Origin of the sequence: Bacteroides sp. Ga6A2, assembly GCF_000702225.1 — a bacterium.
Lineage (GTDB): Bacteria > Bacteroidota > Bacteroidia > Bacteroidales > Bacteroidaceae > Ga6A1.
In genome coordinates this window covers 1-18,219 of record NZ_JNKX01000044.1, presented here as the reverse complement: position 1 = coordinate 18,219, position 18,219 = coordinate 1, and the positions used below count along the sequence as shown (strand labels likewise).

Below are 18,219 nucleotides of genomic sequence, written 5' to 3'. Positions count from 1 at the left end.
ATTAAAAATTATTCTACGTTTATGTGCCAGCCGTCGTTCTGCCTTACGTTGTCGTTGTATTTGTATTCAGAAGATGGAATTGGCATTGTCCATCGGTAGTCGTTGTTTTTTATTACCGATGAAACCGATTGTCCCCAACTTCCCAGACGTGAAATCTGAGAGCTGGTTCGTTTCATGTCGAACCAGTTAACGCCCTCGCCGGCAAACTCCTTGTTCTTCTGTTCTATTATGGCAGAAACCAGTTCATCGCCAGATACGTTTTCGGGAATGGTGCCGGCATTTACTGCCGTCAGATAACCGTTCAGAACTGTTCTTGCCTCGTCGTCATTGCCGAGTCTTGCCTTTGCCTCTGCCAAGATGAAGAGTGCGCCTGCATATCTCATGGAGTTTATGTAGGCAATAGTTTTGTTCTCCTTGTTCGTTCTGTTGTATTTGCCAAGCAGGATACGTTTTTTCCCTGCCATCTCCATTTCGTATTCGTTTGAGAAGCGGCGCACATCGCTGTCAGCCATCAGCAGATGCGGATTGACAGCCATAAAATCGCCCTCTTCCGAACCGTACTGAATGGAACTGTAAAACGAGTTTCCGGTGTTGAATGCGAATATGCGGGCTTTGCAAGAAGCGTTGTCCCACAGATGTGCGTAGTTGCTGCCTGCGTAATCTTCTGTTGCCGTGCCTTTCAGCACGCTGCTGGCGTAGTCGGCTGCTTCTTGGTAGTTGCCGGCATACAGTTCGAGGTCGGAAAGCAGATATAAAGCAGTTTTCTGCGACAGCCATCCGTTGCTCTTTTGATTGTTTTCGGTCTTGGCTGCATCTGAAAGTAGGGCGCGGATATATTCGACGCAGTAGCGTTTAGACGAGCGACTGCAAAACTCCAGTCCAACGTGCGATTTTATTATCACTCCGTCGCCGTCGGGATTCTGGTTGTATGGTGTTGCAAATAAACGTAATAGGTTGAAATAGCACATAGCCTTCAAGGTCTTCACTTCCGACTCAACGGCTTGCTTTTCCTTCTCTTCGCCATCACCAGAAACCTTTACCGACGGCAATCGTTCCAGAAGAACGTCGCAGTTGGCTATGGTGTTGTAGTAGGCAAGCCACATATCTGCCGACAGCTTACTAATGCTCTTGTCTTGCCAGTTGTAAAGATTCTGCTGGTCTATGTCTTTTCCCGAGAGACTGGTAGGGCAGAAGTCGTTTCCGAGTACCGACATTTCGTATTCGTTATGCGGATAGAGCAGGTAGCACGATGTTAGCAGAGAGCGTGCCGACTGCACGTTGCTTATGGCGTCGGGGTCGCTGTACAAGTCGGGCGACGGGACATCGACCGAGCACGAAGTGCCTGACATCAGCAATGCTATTGCGCACAAAAATCCATAAATCTTCATTCCTAAAATGTTAAGTTCACGTTAAAAGTATATACGGGCTGCACCGTTCCTGTCTGCTGTCCGCTTTCGGGGTCGCTCTCGTTGTATTTTGTCCACATGTGCAGATTGCTGCCTTGCAGTCCGATGGTTGCGTATCGTACAAACGGCGCGTTCTTTTTCATCCATCCCGAAGGAATCCGGTAACGAACCGATAGCATCGACAGCTTCAGATAGTTGCTGCTGCCCACGGTTCGCGAGTTAGGATAAAGGGCGATGTTCTCTTCGGCTATGGCAGATGTGTAGAACGGTGTCCAATAGGTTTTGTGCTCATCGCCTTGTCTGAACCACATCTTCTCTGTCTGACCGGCTACCGCGTTCTTTGTGGCGGTGTCGCGGTTGCGCACATAGCTGTAGTTGTATCTCTGAACTCCGCCGAGAACGTAGTAGAAATCGGCATCAAACTCGAGCGACTTGTATGCGCTGCTGAGGCGTATTGAGCCGGTGTAAGGCGGTGTAAGATGTCCGAGTGCCACGATGTCCTCTTTCTTCAGCGTGCTGCTTGTCTGCTTCTCGCCGCCATTGCCGTCGCGAAACACCGGATAGCCTGTCATCGGGTCTATGCCGAGCGATTCCGGACCGTAGAGCATGTCGTACGACTTGCCAATCTCGTAGTCGGGCACGAGCGATTCTTCGTATGTGTATATCTTGTCGGTATAGTAAAGGTCAAGAACCTTGTTCTCGTTGTAGGCAATGTTTGCTCCCACAGTCATTCTCCAGTTGTTCGAATCCAGAATCCTGAAGTTGAGTCCAATCTCGATTCCTTTGTTCTGAAGCACGCCGATGTTGCGTTTCAGCATAGTGTATCCTGTTGATGACGGAATGGGCACATCGAGCAAAGCCTGCTTTGTCTTGCGGCTGTAAAGATTCATGTCGAGCGTAATCCGCTTGAGAAATTCTGCCGACAGACCAATGTCTGATGTGATATTCTGCTCGGGCACAAGGTCTTTGTTGTAGAGCGTTACGAAGTCGAGCGGACGGCAGTTCTCGTAGCTCGATGTTGAGTACTGAAAGCTTGCAACGGTCTGCGAGGTCGAAACACCGTTTAGGTTTGCCGTCTGTCCGTAGCTAAATTTCAGATTCAGATACGATAGCCATTTTAGGTTGGCAAGCATCTTGTATTTTGTAGGTGTCAGTCCTGTACCAATAGCCCATGCTCTGTTCCATCTTTTTTCTCTTGGCAGCACGCTCGACGCATCAGCCTTGAGCGTTGCGTACACGTCGTAAGTGCTGTCGAAGGTATATCCCGCCACGCCTCCAAAGCCAAGCTGAGCTGTTTTGTCGCGCGGTGCGCTTACGTATGGCTGTCTTGTACCTTGCAGCGACTGGTTTATTGCCGCCGCCGTGTTAAGCGTGCCAACGCCATAGCCGCGTATCAGTTCGCTGTCTGTATCAGTTCTGTAATAATCCATGTTGCAGCCTATGGTAAGGTCGTGCTTTTTTCCAAACTGGCGGTTGTATGTTAATCTGATGTTCGATGTTCGGTTTACAGTAGTGTTTTTGTATTTTGTGTAGATGCCTCTTGCATATTCGGGCACTCCGCTGTGTGTCTCGCTGTATGCGGTAGATGGCGTGAACTGATTGCCTTCGCCAAGCACGAAATCCAGTCCTGCCACGGCAGATATGTTGAGTCCTTCGATGGGATTCAGGGATATGTTTACGCTTGCTCCGGCATTTTTGTCAGACGATTCTGCGCTGTACTGATGCGTAAGTTCGTAGTATGTCTGTCCCGGATACGACCACAGCTTTCCGCTTTTTGTCTCGTATGGATTCAGCTCGTAAACCAGCGATGTAGGGTCGTTTTTCGTTCCGTTTGGTGTCTTCGTCTTCGAGAATCCGCCGTTTACGCTCATCATCAGATAGCCTTTTGTCCCGAGTTTGTGGTCGAGATTCAGCCTTACTCCCATGCGGCGTTTGTCGTTACCTTCCATTCTGCCGCCCTGATAGGCATAGTTGCCCGATATATAGTATGATGTCTCGCCGTTACCGCCTTTCAGACTAAGGTTGTGGTTCTGGTATACGTTAGTGTGTAGAAGTTCCTCAAACCAGTCTGTGTCTGTATTTCGCAGAGTGTTCAGAATCTCCTCGCCCTCGTTTATGAGAGTTGCCAGATTAGGGTCGTCATAGAAGTATTTGTTGTAGTAGTCCGCGCTGTATCGGTAGCCGGGAGTCTCCGGGTTCTGAAGAAGACGCTCAAGTTCGAGTTTCTCAGCCGATTTCATCATCTTCACGCCTCGTCGTCCTCTTGTGGTTATGCCTATGTTTGCCGAGTAGTTTACCGTTTTCGTGCCGTTATATCCGCGTTGCGATGATATCTCAAGAACTCCGTTGGCGGCTTTCACGCCGTAGAGGGCGCAGGCTGCGGCATCTTTCAGCACCTTCATGCTTTTTATGTCTGAAGGATTTAGATTGTAGAATACGTCGGCATTTATCACTTGTCCGTCGAGCACATACAAAGGCTCGTTTGTTGTGTTTCCTTTGCGCAGCGATGAGTTGCCTCTTATTCTGATTTCGGGATTAGAGCCGAGTTCGCCCGTGTTGGTTACAACCAGACCGGGAATCTGCCCCTGAAGCGATAGGGCAAAGTCTATCATCGGCTTGGATTCCACGCGCTTCATGTCAACGCTTTCAACCACTCCCGACTTAGCCCGCAAGTCTATTGCATTAACGTTTGTCTTTGCGGTAACCACGCAGCCGTCAAGTTCAATCAGGCTCTCCTTCATCGTTACGTTCAGAATCTTGCGGTTTCCGACGGCAAACGTGTGCGTGCGGTAGCCAATGTATGCAAATTCTATTTTCTCATCTGCGTTCCATTTACCAGAAAGCACGTATTTGCCGTTGCTGTCGGTGGTTGTCTGTACTGTACTGTTTATTCTTACAACAACTCCGGGCAGCGGCTCTTTATTTTCGTTATACACAATACCTGTAATCTTCTGTTTGTCGTTCTGCGCAAATACAGAAACGGAAAGACTACACAACAAATACATTATAAAGCAACAAACTCTCATTAACTCTAAAACAAAATAAAATGCTGTTTCTTAAAAAACGGACGCAAAGATATTGCCGAGATTTTGTATACACAATCACTAATTTTGGCGATTTACAGGCTCTCAATCACTAATATTCGGTATAAAACGCTAATTGCGTTTGTAAAAAATGAAAAAAGTTGATTACAGTCGGCGTATGCTGCCATCAATAAAGTTTCATCGTTAAAAAATGTTATTTATTTTGCCTAAATCTTGCATTTCTGACAATAATATCTTTTCTTTGTGTACGAGAACGAAAAATCATTTTGTCGAAGGTTTTTATCAAAAACAAATCTAACAAAACACTAAAAAGATGAAGAAAACGATTTTAAAGGTGGCGGCAGGAATGATACTGTCGCTATTCAGCCTTAACGTAGATGCGGCTGTCGAGATTATCAAGACGCAGGGCTGGTTCGAGAGTGGCTACGTTACGTGGAAGCCGCTCCAGAATGCCTCTGGATACAACGTCTTTTACAAGGCAAGCGGTGCATCCGACTGGACTAAGGTTGACAATGAGCTTGTGCGCAACTATGGCTCGTACGGTCGTGCCGATATGGTTGGACTCTCTGCCGGAACATATCAGTTTATGGTTGTTCCTATTATTGACGGCAGCGAAAAGAAGGATGAGGCTGCCGAGAGCGGTCTGTTTACAGCCGTGGCATACGACAGAGCCGGCTTCGCTCATCAGGGCGTGAGCAACGGCGTAGGCGCGTACAAGAACGACGGAACACTGAAAGATGGCGCGCGCGTTGTCTACATCTACGCCAACAATGCCAAGACGGTAAAGTGCAACGTCATCACCGACACAAAGAAGGGTACAACAACCGAGTGCGTGGGTTGGCAGACAATCCTCGACACATATATGAAGGGCAAGGACTCTACTCCTATCACATTCCGAATCATCGGAACGGTAAAACTCGCCGACCTCGACCATATTTCTTCTTCGGCAGAGGGACTTCAGGTAAAGAACAACGGCTCTAACGATTTTAACATGACTATCGAGGGCATCGGCGATGATGCCACAATCTGGGGCTTCGGAATCCTTGCCAGAGCGGTAAAGAATGTTGAGTTCAGAAACTTTGCCGTAATGAACTTTATGGACGATGCTCTGTCGCTCGATACCGACAATCAGCACGTTTGGATTCACAACATGGATTTCTTCTACGGAAAGACAGGCGGCGACTCCGATCAGGCAAAGGGCGACGGCACGGTTGATATAAAAGGCAAATCGACCTACATAACCGTGGCTTACAACCATTTCTTCGACAGCGGCAAGAGCTCGCTCGGAGGCATGAGCGGCGAGGTTACAAGCAGCGTCCTTACTTATCATCACAACTGGTTCGACCATTCAGATTCGCGTCATCCGCGCATCCGCACGTCATATTTCCACATCTACAACAACTATTTCGACGGAAATTCAAAGTATGGCGTCGGAATGACATCGGGCGGTTCTGCCTTTGTCGAGAAGAACTATTTCCGCAACTGCAAATATCCTATGCTCATCTCGCTTCAGGGAACCGACGGAAAGGGCGACGGCACATTCTCGGGCGAGCCGGGCGGCGTAATCAAGTCGTTCGCCAACAAGATTGTAAATGCCAAGCGATGCAACTTCTACAGCGATGCCAACGCCTCTACTTACGACTGGGATGCCTACGAGGTAAAGGCGGCTTCTGATGCCGTTCCTTCGGCTGTTGTGTGCAAGGGCGGCGGAACTTCATACCTTAACTACGACACCGACGGAACTCTGGCATACGCTTACGTTGCCGACGAGGCCGAAAACGTTCCTGAGATAGTTATGGCCAAGGCCGGACGCATGGGACAGGGCGACTTCAAGTGGCAGTTCAACAATGCCGTTGAGGACGAGAACTACGCCGTTATCAGCAAACTGAAGAAGGAGGTTGAGGACTACAAATCATCGTTGGTAGGCTTCTTCGACTCAACATTGCCGGCCGAGGTTAGCAACGGCGGATATGCCGAGGGCGACCGCTCAGGCGGCGATGCCGTTAAGAATGCCGATTATGTGCCGGGATATGTAAGTGGCGGCGGCTCTTCATCGAGCACAGATGTGTCTTTGTTCCTTGGCGGAGCAGACGGCGGCTACTATTGGTTCAATGCCGGCAACGACAGCAAGACAAAGCAGTTTATTGCCGACGGCGCAATTGTCCTCTATGATGCCTCTTATTCGGCTGATGCCACAGCAACCGACGATACAAAGAGCGGCGCGCTCCTCCTTCAGAAATCAACAGGAAAGGCTACATTCTACTGTCCAGACGGCATCGAGCAGATTTCATTCTTGCTCTTCCGTACAGGCTCGCTTGCCGGAAAGATTCTGGCTGGCAACAGCTTGGATAATCTGCAAGAGCAGAGCAGCTACTCAGAAAAGAAGAAGGGCGAGTACGACGAGAATTTCTCTCTCTCAGGCTCACCAAAATATGTTCAGATTACAAACACGGCTACGGGTGGCTTGTATGTTCACGGCGTGAAGATTTTCACAGCCAACACAACAACCGCCGTTTCTGCCCCTATAAAGACAGTCGAAAACGGTGTTAAGTACAACCTCAGCGGTCGCAGAATCCAGAACCCAGCCAAGGGCGAGGTTTACATCATGAACGGTAAGAAATACGTAGGCCGATAAAATCGGACTTCGGCAATGAAACAAAAAGGCTGCATCTTGATTGGTGCAGCCTTTTTTGTATGTCTCTTTTATTCTGAACATTCTATCTCTTTGCAGAATTCTGAATCATGAACAAATTCTCTCCATTCCACATCTGATAGCTCTCCAAATTCTGGGACTGGGTTGTATATTATTATTTCATTTATAGGCTCGTCTTGACTGATGGTTTGCGTCTCTTCTGTAATATTTTTTGTGTCCATATTTGTATCTTTCGGATAGTTATATCTGATTAGCCGTGAGAGTAAGCTAAGATAATGTAAACTATAACAACGCTGTTTCTGGCTGAGTGGATATATTATAATTGTTTCGAAGTGCCATCCTCTATGGCTGGCATCTAAGAATGCTTTGCCATTATCTTCGTACACACTCCAACATTCGTTGCTACAAACGCCATCGTAAATGTGTGCCCCGTTTCTGTGAGCATTCGAAAATTCTTGAAAAGACTTTATTTTTTCATCATCTTCCAAATTATGAAGACTTCTGTAATGGTGTTTTTGGGGATATCTGTATATATCTTTTGCAAGCTGTTTGTATTGTTCGTCGGTGTAGTTAACTTCTTCGCCATTAAGAACATAGTCGCAGCTATAAATGTAATGTTTGCCGTTTATTATCTTCTGGTTAAAAACAACATTTATACATTTCCATTTGTCTTTATATATGAATATGTTGTAATCTATTGATTTCGAATCGATTTCTTTTGATGTTTCAATGTGAGGTTCATGAACTTCTTCAAAATGCTCTGTTGATTTTGAAACGACTTCTTTTTGTTCTTCAAGGTGGATGTTGTCGTAACCAAGTAAATATTTAAAATAACGTACTATCTTTTCAAAAATGTTCATCATCATTTTACTTTTTTAAGTTATCATCTGCAAAGGTATGTTTTTTTCTTAAAAGACAATAGTCCAAGTCGCTCAGAAATATGATATTCTGAATTGTCTTCATTAACCTCTATATAACGTATTATTCTTACGAAATCTCTAATGGACACGTGGAAATAATAAAGTTGGCAATCGACATGTGTGGTTTTATTATCTTATCAAAAGCTTCTTGAGCGAATGGGGCAATCCATTTCTCACTACCTTCGGGTGGTGTCATTCCCATTTCTATATGATCAATTAAATCTGAAGCCATTACGTAAGGAGAATTGAGGTGAAATATAAATGATAGATGAATAAGAAAAAGTTGGTTTAATATCACCTCGCAATTTTTCAAATGTCGTTCTCTGTCCTCTATGTAAATCGTATTGCAATTCAACAACATTAGTTTAAAACGGTTAGAATGAACACTATCATCCAACAATTCACGGTTTTTCTTCAAATAAGTATCCCATCCAAACAGTGGATATAGGTCTTTTGTTCTTTGAGATTCTTTTAGATATTTCAATATCTTTTCTGTCTTTGGAATACGATGTTTTCCTTGGATCCATTCATTAACTTCTTGAACAAAAAGGTTATCAATGCTGATTTTGTCTTTCAATATAACGTCCATATATATTTCAAGAAGAATATCATCAAATAGTTTACGGATCAGCGTGTAAGCATCATTAATTCTACCCTTTTCTAACAGAATTGTAATGGAATCAAGTGTCCCCTCAATTGCAGAATAGACGTATGAAGCATAGTTCGCTATTCCATAAGTGCCTTTTGCTACAAAACAAAAACAACTCATCGAAATAGAGTTGTAGAATTTCTTCATAAACTTCAAGTCTTCAAACACCTTGTGATTAAGGTAGTCTTCTGGCATCTCATATTCCATAAAATTTCGTATACTCCTTGGCGGAATTAAATATAAAGAAAATTATAACATGAAAAAGTTTTACATATCACCGATTTTTTAGTACGCTTAGTAACGTAAAAAATATCTAGTTTACCATTGGCTTATGTGCGACTTTTATACAAAATACGTGAAAATCCTTGAAATATGCAAATGCTTTAAAAAAAAATGAATGAAAATGGATTTTGTGAGTTACATAAAGGGGAACCCACTATTCGGGATTAAGTTCTTTTAATATAATTCTGTCAACTATACCTTATAAAATAAAGCGCCCTACATCTTTTACAATGTAGGGCACTATTATTTAAAGTGCTATCTTGAAAATAGCGATATTAGCCTTTATTTTTCTGGAAGGTGATTATCCGTAGATAATCTTACCGTTCTCGTCGCGGTTCTCGTCGATGAAACTCTTCTGGTACTGAGTCATACCGCGGAGCGACATACCCATGTTTGAGAAGCCACCGTCGTGGTAAAGAGTCTGCATTGTAACCTTCTTTGTAAGGTCGCTGAACATAGTGATGCAGTAGTCAGCGCAGTCGTCAGCACTTGCATTGCCAAGAGGAGACATACGGTCGGCAAAGTCGAACAGACCGTCAAAACCCTTGATGCCGCCGCCGGCAGTAGTCATTGTAGGGCTCTGTGAGATTGTGTTTACACGAACGCCCTTCTCGCGGCCGTAGATGTAGCCGAAGCTGCGTGCGATGCTCTCGAGCAGAGACTTGGCATCTGCCATATCGTTGTAGCCGAAGAATGTACGCTGTGCAGCAACATAAGTAAGGGCAAGAACAGAACCACCCTCAGAGATTGCATCAAGCTTCTTTGCAACCTGAAGCATCTTGTGGAATGAGATGGCGCTGATATCGTATGTCTTATTCAATAAATCGTAGTCAAGGTCGTCGTATGTACGCTTCTTGCGCATGTTTGCGCTCATTGCGCAACTGTGAAGAACGAAATCAATCTTACCACCTAGTGCCTTCTGTGCCTCTGTAAACAAGTTCTCGAGGTCGGCAACACTTGTTGCATCGGCAGCAATAACGGTTGCCTTAGTCTTTTCTGCAAGCTGGTCAATAGTTCCCATGCGAATGGCAACAGCAGTGTTTGTAAGTACAATCTCTGCACCCTCTTCTACTGCACGCTCGGCTACCTTCCAAGCGATTGACTGTTCGTTAAGAGCACCAAAGATGATGCCTCTTTTACCTTTTAATAAATTATAAGCCATAAAAATTAAATCCTAAATTTTTGTTGGGCGCAAAGATAATGCTAATTTTTTATATTGTAGTCAAAAAGCATCATTTTTTGATAATCAGCGCAAATAATATATGATGCCTAATCTATATTTTTGCAACATCTATAACAACATATAAATATCACTTAACTGTATGGAGAAAAATAAAGTCTTTGGTCATTTTGACGACGAGCAGAGAGAGTACGTCATCACCGACCCAAAAACACCTTGGCCTTGGATAAATTATCTTGGTAACGAGGACTTTTTTTCGCTTATTTCTAACACCGCTGGCGGATATTCGTTCTACAAGGATGCTAAGTTCCGCCGTATAACCCGATACAGATACAACGGAGTGCCGATGGACAACGGCGGCCGCTATTTCTACATAAACGACAACGGCGTGGTATGGAATCCGGGATGGAAGCCTTGCAAGACTCCGCTCGACGAATACGAGTGCCGCCACGGCATGAACTACACTCGCATTACCGGCAAGAAGAACGGCATCGAGGCAAGCGTGCTCTTCTTCGTTCCGCTCAAGACATGGGCCGAGGTGCAGAAACTGACTCTGAAGAACACATCTGCCCAGACAAAGAAGATTAAGCTCTTCTCGTTTGCCGAGTGGTGCTTGTGGAATGCTGCCACCGATATGGAGAACTTCCAGCGCAACTTCTCGACAGGCGAGGTCGAGATTGACGGCAGCGTCATCTATCACAAAACCGAATACAAGGAACGCCGAAATCACTACGCATACTATTCGGTAAACGTGCCTGTTCAGGGCTACGACACCGACCGCGAGAGTTTCGTCGGACTATATAACGAGTTTGCCAATCCGCAGTGCGTGATGGACGGAAAACCAAGCAACAGTCTGGCACACGGATGGAGCCCGATAGCATCGCATTACATCGAAGTAGAACTGAAGCCGGGCGAAAGCAAAGATTTGATTTTCCTCCTCGGATATGTTGAGAACGAGCAGAATGAGAAGTTCGACCAAAGCGAGATTGCACGCAAGAAGAGTGGCGAACTGATTTCGTCGCAGGCAAGCGATGTAACGCTTGTAAACAAGAAGAAGGCGAAGGAGACCATCGCGCGATTCTCTACTGTTGAGGCTGTAGACAAGGCTTTCGCCGAGTTGAGAGCACAGTGGGACGAACTGCTCGACAAATATACCGTTAAGTCGGGCGACGAGCGTCTCGACCGCATGGTCAACATCTGGAATCAGTATCAGTGCATGATTACGTTCAACTTCTCGCGTTCGGCATCGTTCTTCGAGAGCGGCATAGGTCGTGGAATGGGCTTCCGCGATTCGAACCAAGACCTTGTGGGCTTCGTGCATCAGGTGCCAAGCCGTGCCCGTCAGCGCATCATCGACATTGCTTCTACTCAGTTCCCCGATGGTGGCTGCTATCATCAGTATCAGCCGCTCACAAAACGAGGGAACAACGACATCGGTGGCGGTTTCAACGACGACCCGATGTGGCTCATCTTCGGAACTGTTGCTTATATAAAGGAGACTGGCGACTTCAGCATCCTCGACGAACTTGTGCCTTGGGATAATCAGCCGGGCAGCGAGGTCTCGCTCTTCGAGCACTTGCGCATCTCGTTCAACCATGTTGTCGAGAATCTTGGTCCGCACATGCTTCCGCTCATTGGTCGCGCCGACTGGAACGACTGTCTGAACCTCAACTGCTTCTCATGGGACCCTAACGAGAGTTTCCAAACAACCGAGAACAAGACTGAAGGAACAAAGGCCGAGAGTTTGATGATTGCCGGTTTGTTCGTATTCTGCGGTCGCGATTATGTTGAACTCTGTCGCGAACTGAAAAAGGATGATGAAGCAGAACGCGCTCAGAAGTGCATCGACTCGATGGTCGAGGCTGTGAAGAAGCACGGATGGGACGGTGAGTGGTACTTGCGCGCTTACGACTACTATGGCAACAAGATTGGCTCGAAGGAAAACGAGGAGGGCAAGATATTCATCGAAAGTCAGGGCTTCTGCACAATGGCAGGCATCGGTATCGAAGATGGCATGGTTGACAAGTCTCTCGACTCTTGTAAGAAATATCTCGACTGCGAGCACGGCATGGTTCTCAACTGGCCTGCATACACAACTTATCATGTCGAGATGGGCGAGATTTCGTCATATCCGGCTGGTTACAAGGAGAATGCCGGCATATTCTGTCACAACAATCCTTGGGTCATCATAGGCGAGACGGTTGCTGGACGTGGTAACGATGCGTGGGAGCATTATACCAAAATATGTCCTGCATTCATCAAAGACCAGACTCTGCACAAGGTTGAGCCTTACGTCTACTCACAGATGGTTGCAGGCAAGGACGCAGCAAAGCCGGGCGAAGGCAAGAACTCATGGCTCACAGGTACGGCTGCTTGGAACTGGTACACTATTACGCAGTTCATCCTCGGAGTCAAGCCATCGTACAACGGTTTGCAGATTGAGCCTTGCATACCTTCGGCAATGAAGGAATATACGGTTTCTCGCAAATATCGCGATGCCGAATATACAATCAAGGTCTCTAATCCGAACGCAGTGCAGAAGGGCGTAAAGCAACTTGTTTTGGACGGCAAGAGCATCGACGGAAACAGTGTTCCGTACTCAGCCGGCAAGCATACTGTCGAGGTCGTTCTCGGATAATGTTTAAATCAGGAAAATTCGTTTTAGAATAAGTATAGTTTTATTGTTCACTTTGAGTGGAGTGCTCGCCGAGAGTACTCCACTTTTTGATTATATATCCTATGAAAGTGTCATCTGACAGACAATCAGTGTTATAAGATTGTTGAAAATAACAATTTTTATGGTGCAGCCGAGTTTGTAATTTGCTTTGTCGCCGAGTGACAAGAAGTTATTCGTCAAAATTACAGTTTTTTTAAATTCTTGTGTCCCTCTGGTAGCAAGTGAACAGAGTTCGGATGGCAAATTCGAGTATTTTATAGAAAACAAAAAAAGTAGAAACCCAAAATCTGGACTTCTACTTTTTTATTAGTCTAATATCAATAAGAAAATTTTATTCATTTATCATTTCGTTCAAACCCTTGTTTGAGATTGTAGCGTTGATAACGCTCAAGTACTTGCTGTACTGCTCCTTAGAAAGAGCCTCCTTCATCAACTTGCAGTTGCCAAGAACTGCCTTGCGAACCTTTGCAGCCTTCTTGTCGTCAGAAGCGTTGTCTGCTGCTGCCATCTCGCTCTCGAAGTGCTCGTTAATAGCCTCTACATTGTCGTACTGAGCGGCAGAAAGATCGAGGAACTCGCTCAACTTTGCAGTGTTTACATTAACCTTTGTGCTTACTGCGTTGTTGTCTGCTGCTACGCTTGCTACTGCGAAACCAAATACAGCTGCTGCTGTCAAAACCATCTTCTTCATATTCTTCATTTTTTTATTATTTTCTTCTTTTGTTAATTATCACATTTTTTTGTTTTGTCATTCAGTATCTCTCTGTTTGACGATGCAAAGATACGACGAAATTTAAGAAATATGAAATATAATTATGTTTTTTAACATGAAATGCTTGATTTGTTGACTAAAATCAAGTAAAAACATGCTATAAAGCATAAAATGAATGTGAAATGTATATTTTAACGTGTTTTTCCTGTTTTTGCAGAAAGACGAGTGGGACCCTTATTTTCCTGTTCGAAATTAAGTTCAATGCCATTATTATTTTGCAATGTATCGTTTGCTGACTTTAAGAGCCTTGCGATGCATGGCAGCCATTGTGTGCCAAAGTTCAACAGGATTCGGAAATCAGGCATAACATGGGCTTGCTGTTTCGTTTTAAGTGCGTTTATTACTTTGTAGTGTTTTTGCATATTCGAGGATGCCTGCTTTTAATTTCATGAAGGCATATAAAACAAAAAAGGTAGAAAGTCTATCTTGTGACTCCTACCTTTAATTGTCTAATATCAATAATACTTTATTATTCATTGATCATGCCGTTTAAGCCCTTGTTAGTCATTGTAGCGTTGATAACGTTCAAGTACTTGTTGTACTGCTCCTTAGAAAGAGTTTCCTTCATCAATTTGCAGTTGCCAAGAACAGCCTTGCGAACCTTGTTTGCCTTCTTCTCCTCAGAAGCTCTGTCTGCTGCTGCCATCTCACTCTCGAAGAACTCGTTAATTGCCTCAACATCGTCGTACTGTGCTGCTGTAAGACCAAGATACTCGCTCAACTTTGCAGTGTTTACATTAACCTTTGTGCTAACAGTGTTCTTGTCTGCTGCTACACTTGCTACTGCGAAACCAAATACAGCTGCTGCTGTTAAAACCATCTTCTTCATTTTCTTCAATTTTTAAGTTTGTTCTTCTGTTAATTATCACATTTTTTGTTTTGTCATTCAGTATCTCTCTGTTTGACAATGCAAAGATACGACGAAAATTGAGAAATATGCAATAAAACTATGTTTTTTAACATAAAACATATATTTTATTGATAAAAATCAAGAAGAATTATGTTTTATAACATAACTATGGTATAAAAAGTGACTTTTCTTGGTTGTTGTTGCAAGAGATGTTCATATTGCTTTAGGTGACTCTGTTTTGCCGATGCCGAGTGGGGAAGACAGAAAAATCGCCGCCAACATTGTGTGTGGCGACGGATTTTACACATTATATATAATGTTTAGTATGGGAAACCACCGGCAAGTTCATACTGCGGTTCTATTACGAATTTGCCAGTCGAGTCGATATATCCATACTTGCCGTTCTGACTTACAATAGCCAAGCCGTTGGCAGAAAACACGCTTGCTGTGTCGAACTGCGGTTCGATAACCGTCTTGCCAGTCTGGTCTATATATCCGTATTTGTCGTTTTGTCTGAACCATGCCAGACCATTGCGCGAGAAATACAAAGGATGCTCGTATTGAGGCTGCACAACGTACTTTCCGTTTTTGTCAATATATCCGTATTTGCCATCAAGACGAATCTCTGCCAAACCATTGTCGGAGAAACTATAGGCGATGTCAAATTGCGGTTCTATAACCATTTTGCCCTCTTTGTTAATGTAACCCCATTTGTCGTTTAGTTTAACAACAGCCAAGCCGTTGGCTTTAAAGTCGCTGGCAAATTCAAATTGCGGCTCGATAACGATGTTGCCTTTGGCATCGATATATCCTCTCTTGCCATTCAGTTCTATGCCAGCCCATCCGTTGTCCGAGAAGTCGTAGGCAAAATCAAACTTCGGTTCGATAACTATATTACCTTTGGCATCGATATATCCGCATCGTTCGTTTATCACTACGGCTGCCAGTCCGTTGTCCGAGAAATCGGCTGCAAAGGTAAACTTCGGCTCTATTGCTGTCTTTCCGTTTGTATCAACAAAGCCGTATTTGTCTTTTGTTTTTATCAAGGCCAGACCGTTTGCTGCGAATTTTCCCACGCGTTTAAACTGTGGCTGAACAACCACCTTTCCTTTGGCATCGATATATCCGTCCTTGCCTTTTATTTCAACCTTTGCCAAGCCGTTGGCTGCAAAGTCCTCGGCAGATTTGAACTTAGGTTCGATTACTATTTTCCCGCTTCTGTCAATATATCCGAATTTACCTTTTATCTTAACCCTTGCCAAGCCGTTGGCAGAGAAGTCGCAGGCAAGGTCGAACTGCGGCTGAATAACCATTTTGCCAGCCGTGTCTATATATCCCCATTTGTTGTTCTGCCTTACAAGAGCCAAGCCGTTGGCAGAGAAACTGAGGACTTCGTCGAATTGCGGTTCGATAATCGTTTTTCCTTTTGAGTTGATGAATCCGCACTTGCCATTTAACTTAACCCAAGCCAAGTCGCTGGGCTTTGCCGACTGGTTTTCTGCGTTGCCGTTTTGTGCAAACAGTCCGACTGAGGAAAACAGCAAACCGATTATTAGTAGTCTCACTTTCATTTTATATTAAATTAGCAGGTTACTTGAATTTTTTGTGAGTTGTCAAGTCGCTTGATTGTTGTAGATTATCAGCAACTTGGGTGTGTCGTTCTTTTCATTCTTATTGTCTCAATCCTTTTCAGACATCGTGACAAATGTAAACATAAAATCCGAGAAAAAAAGCGTTTTCTGAGAGATTTTATCTTTGAAAAAAGATGTTTATGTTTTTCGTGTATTTTCTGAACAAGCAGAAGTGAAAAATAGAAAAATGCGAGAACCGCTGATTCTCGCATTTTTCTGTTTTGTATCAATAGTTTTCGAGCGAAGCAAGATAGCGTTCTGCCTCAAGAGCCGCCTTGCAACCGCTTCCGGCAGCGGTGATGGCTTGTCGGTAGTGAGGGTCGGCAACATCGCCAGCCGCAAACACTCCCGGAATTCCAGTCTTCGGACCGCCGTTTTCTGTAATGATGTAGCCTGTCTCGTCGGTCTTTACCCAAGGCTTGAAGACATCTGAGTTTGGCTTGTGGCCGATGGCAAGGAAGAAACCGTCGATAGCCACGTCGTAGTGCTCCTCGTCAGCCTTGCCCTTGTGCTTTACAAGATGCATACCTTCAACAACCGTGTCGCCGAAAAGTCCTTCGGCCTGATGCTCGAACAGAACCTCGATTTTTGGGTTGTTAAGCACGCGCTTCTGCATGATGTCCGATGCGCGCAACTCATTTCTTCTAACCAGCAGATACACTTTCGAAGCCAGTCCAGCCAAGTACGAAGCCTCCTCGCACGCTGTATCGCCGCCGCCCACCACGGCGACAACCTTCTTGCGGTAGAAGAATCCGTCGCACGTTGCGCACGCGCTCACTCCGTTGCCCGCGTATTTCTGCTCGTCTGGCAAGCCCAGATATTTGGCCGATGCACCTGTAGAGATGATAATCGTGTCGGCCTCAATCTGACTGCCGTTGTCGAGCGTGATAATGTAAGGTGCTTTGCTGAAATCTACTGCTGTAACGATGGCGTCGCGAATCTCTGTGCCAAATTTTTTCGCCTGATTGCGCAAGTCCTCCATCAATCCAACGCCGTCAATACCATCGGGATAGCCGGGGAAATTCTCCACGTCGGTAGTGGTTGTAAGTTGTCCTCCCGGCTGCAAGCCTTCAAGAACGACAGGGTTGAGGTTAGCTCTGCCGGCATATATTGCAGCGGTGAATCCCGCAGGGCCCGAGCCGATAATAAGACATTTGATGTGTTCCATTTTGTTTGTTTTTTGATTATTGAATGGTTGCAAATATAATAAAACAAAGTTGTATGTCGCTTGTCTTTGCCGATATTATTGTTTGCGCTGGGCAAAAATGTTTCTTTAATCTTATTCCTAAGACTTGAAGTCTTGTTCGAAAATAATATAACCATAAAATTTGTTTGGCGATATAAAAACAGTATTTTTGTCAAAAAATATAATTTCTAATTTAAAATATTAAAATATGAATAGATTAATACTTATTGGTAATGGCTTCGATTTAGCCCATGGTCTTAAAACCAGTTATAAAGATTTTATTGATTGGTATTGGAGTGGGGTGTTAGACCAGTTGAAAAAATGTAATGATTCTAAGTGGGAGGATGGACTTTGCTCTTTGAAAACTACAAATGTAACTTTGTTGGATGTTTTTGCATCTTGTCCTGATATTATTAATGGCAGGGCTTGCGCTTATAGTAATTTTAATACATATATTAGTAACTGGGAAAACTTGTATAAAGAATATCCTATAATTTTTAATGAGTCTTCTTTAATTCAGAATATTTGTAAAAGTATCGAAACAAAAGGGTGGGCTGATATTGAGAGTGAATACTATAATTTGTTGTTTAAATGTGGTGAGTCATATCCTGCTCCTATAAAAGTTGCCGATTTAACCCAAATCGGTCATTAGAAATTTGGCATGTCTATTTTTCTAATGACCGCCATTAGAAAATATCAGTTGTATTAGGCTATCCTTCAATAAATTACTACCTTTACCACGCAGAAAAACATAAGAAGATGATGCGTGACTATGATATAAAGTTCGTGAACAAGGAAATCACCCCGTTCGGAGGCCTTTCACTTTTTCTGAAAATGCTTGAGAAATGCCATTTTGAAGAGCAATTGGAGAAATGCTGTATTCCTATCCAGGGTTCCAATAGAGGATATAAGCCGATACAGCTCATATTGGGCTTGTTCGCAGGTGTCTGGTGCGGAGCAAGCCGTTTC

General features: G+C 44.4%; 12 protein-coding genes and 1 pseudogene. 4 read left to right on the top strand and 9 right to left on the bottom strand.

Translation table 11 applies throughout. The annotated features are described in order from the left end of the window. Positions 1–8: 8 nt before the first annotated feature. Both T538_RS0111400 and T538_RS0111395 read right to left on the bottom strand, forming a co-directional pair. On the bottom strand, positions 9–1,388 hold the full coding sequence (locus tag T538_RS0111400; protein WP_031533924.1) for a RagB/SusD family nutrient uptake outer membrane protein: 1,380 nt from the start codon (positions 1,386–1,388) through the stop codon (positions 9–11). A 2-nt stretch (positions 1,389–1,390) separates the two neighbouring features. Further along, the gene (locus T538_RS0111395; protein ID WP_031533925.1) at positions 1,391–4,411 is read right to left on the bottom strand and encodes a SusC/RagA family TonB-linked outer membrane protein; all 3,021 of its coding nucleotides are present in this window, start codon (positions 4,409–4,411) and stop codon (positions 1,391–1,393) included. Positions 4,412–4,763: 352 nt separating this feature from the next. On the opposite strand from T538_RS0111395, the gene T538_RS0111390 reads away from it, so the two are divergent. Further along, on the top strand, positions 4,764–7,085 hold the full coding sequence (locus tag T538_RS0111390; protein WP_031533926.1) for a pectate lyase family protein: 2,322 nt from the start codon (positions 4,764–4,766) through the stop codon (positions 7,083–7,085). A 68-nt stretch (positions 7,086–7,153) separates the two neighbouring features. Here the strand turns inward: T538_RS0111390 and T538_RS0111385 are convergent, their stop codons facing one another. The 3 genes from T538_RS0111385 to T538_RS0111375 all read right to left on the bottom strand — a co-directional run bounded on the left by T538_RS0111385 (position 7,154) and on the right by T538_RS0111375 (position 10,116). Next, entirely contained in the window at positions 7,154–7,969 is an 816-nt protein-coding gene (locus T538_RS0111385) for a hypothetical protein (protein ID WP_031533927.1), read from the bottom strand. Positions 7,970–8,090: 121 nt separating this feature from the next. Continuing rightward, positions 8,091–8,879: a hypothetical protein gene (locus tag T538_RS0111380; RefSeq protein WP_155993144.1), complete on the bottom strand. Its 789-nt coding sequence runs from the start codon at positions 8,877–8,879 to the stop codon at positions 8,091–8,093. A 376-nt stretch (positions 8,880–9,255) separates the two neighbouring features. Continuing rightward, positions 9,256–10,116: an enoyl-ACP reductase FabI gene (locus tag T538_RS0111375; RefSeq protein ID WP_031533929.1), complete on the bottom strand. Its 861-nt coding sequence runs from the start codon at positions 10,114–10,116 to the stop codon at positions 9,256–9,258. A gap of 160 nt (positions 10,117–10,276) precedes the next feature. Here T538_RS0111375 and T538_RS0111370 point away from each other — a divergent pair, with 160 nt between their 5' ends. Beyond that, positions 10,277–12,772, top strand: a complete 2,496-nt coding sequence (locus T538_RS0111370) for a glycoside hydrolase family 94 protein (protein ID WP_031533930.1) — start codon at positions 10,277–10,279, stop codon at positions 12,770–12,772. Between the two features lie 370 nt (positions 12,773–13,142). On the opposite strand, the gene T538_RS0111360 is transcribed toward T538_RS0111370, so the two are convergent. The 4 genes from T538_RS0111360 to trxB all read right to left on the bottom strand — a co-directional run bounded on the left by T538_RS0111360 (position 13,143) and on the right by trxB (position 17,232). Then, positions 13,143–13,511 (bottom strand): hypothetical protein, encoded by a 369-nt coding sequence (locus T538_RS0111360; protein WP_051656053.1) that lies wholly within the window; start codon positions 13,509–13,511, stop codon positions 13,143–13,145. A 541-nt stretch (positions 13,512–14,052) separates the two neighbouring features. Next, positions 14,053–14,412 (bottom strand): hypothetical protein, encoded by a 360-nt coding sequence (locus T538_RS0111350; protein WP_031533933.1) that lies wholly within the window; start codon positions 14,410–14,412, stop codon positions 14,053–14,055. Positions 14,413–14,753: 341 nt separating this feature from the next. After that, on the bottom strand, positions 14,754–16,004 hold the full coding sequence (locus T538_RS17210; protein WP_081834974.1) for a WG repeat-containing protein: 1,251 nt from the start codon (positions 16,002–16,004) through the stop codon (positions 14,754–14,756). 286 nt (positions 16,005–16,290) lie between these two features. Further along, a complete protein-coding gene (gene trxB, locus T538_RS0111340) occupies positions 16,291–17,232 on the bottom strand; it encodes a thioredoxin-disulfide reductase (RefSeq protein WP_031533935.1) in 942 nt (313 codons plus the stop codon). 226 nt (positions 17,233–17,458) lie between these two features. Here trxB and T538_RS0111335 point away from each other — a divergent pair, with 226 nt between their 5' ends. Beyond that, positions 17,459–17,902 carry an AbiH family protein gene (locus T538_RS0111335; RefSeq protein WP_031533936.1) on the top strand — a complete coding sequence of 148 codons (444 nt, stop codon included), beginning with the start codon at positions 17,459–17,461 and terminating at the stop codon, positions 17,900–17,902. A 107-nt stretch (positions 17,903–18,009) separates the two neighbouring features. After that, positions 18,010–18,219 (top strand): annotated as a pseudogene (locus T538_RS18960) (IS1380 family transposase); the annotation flags it as partial.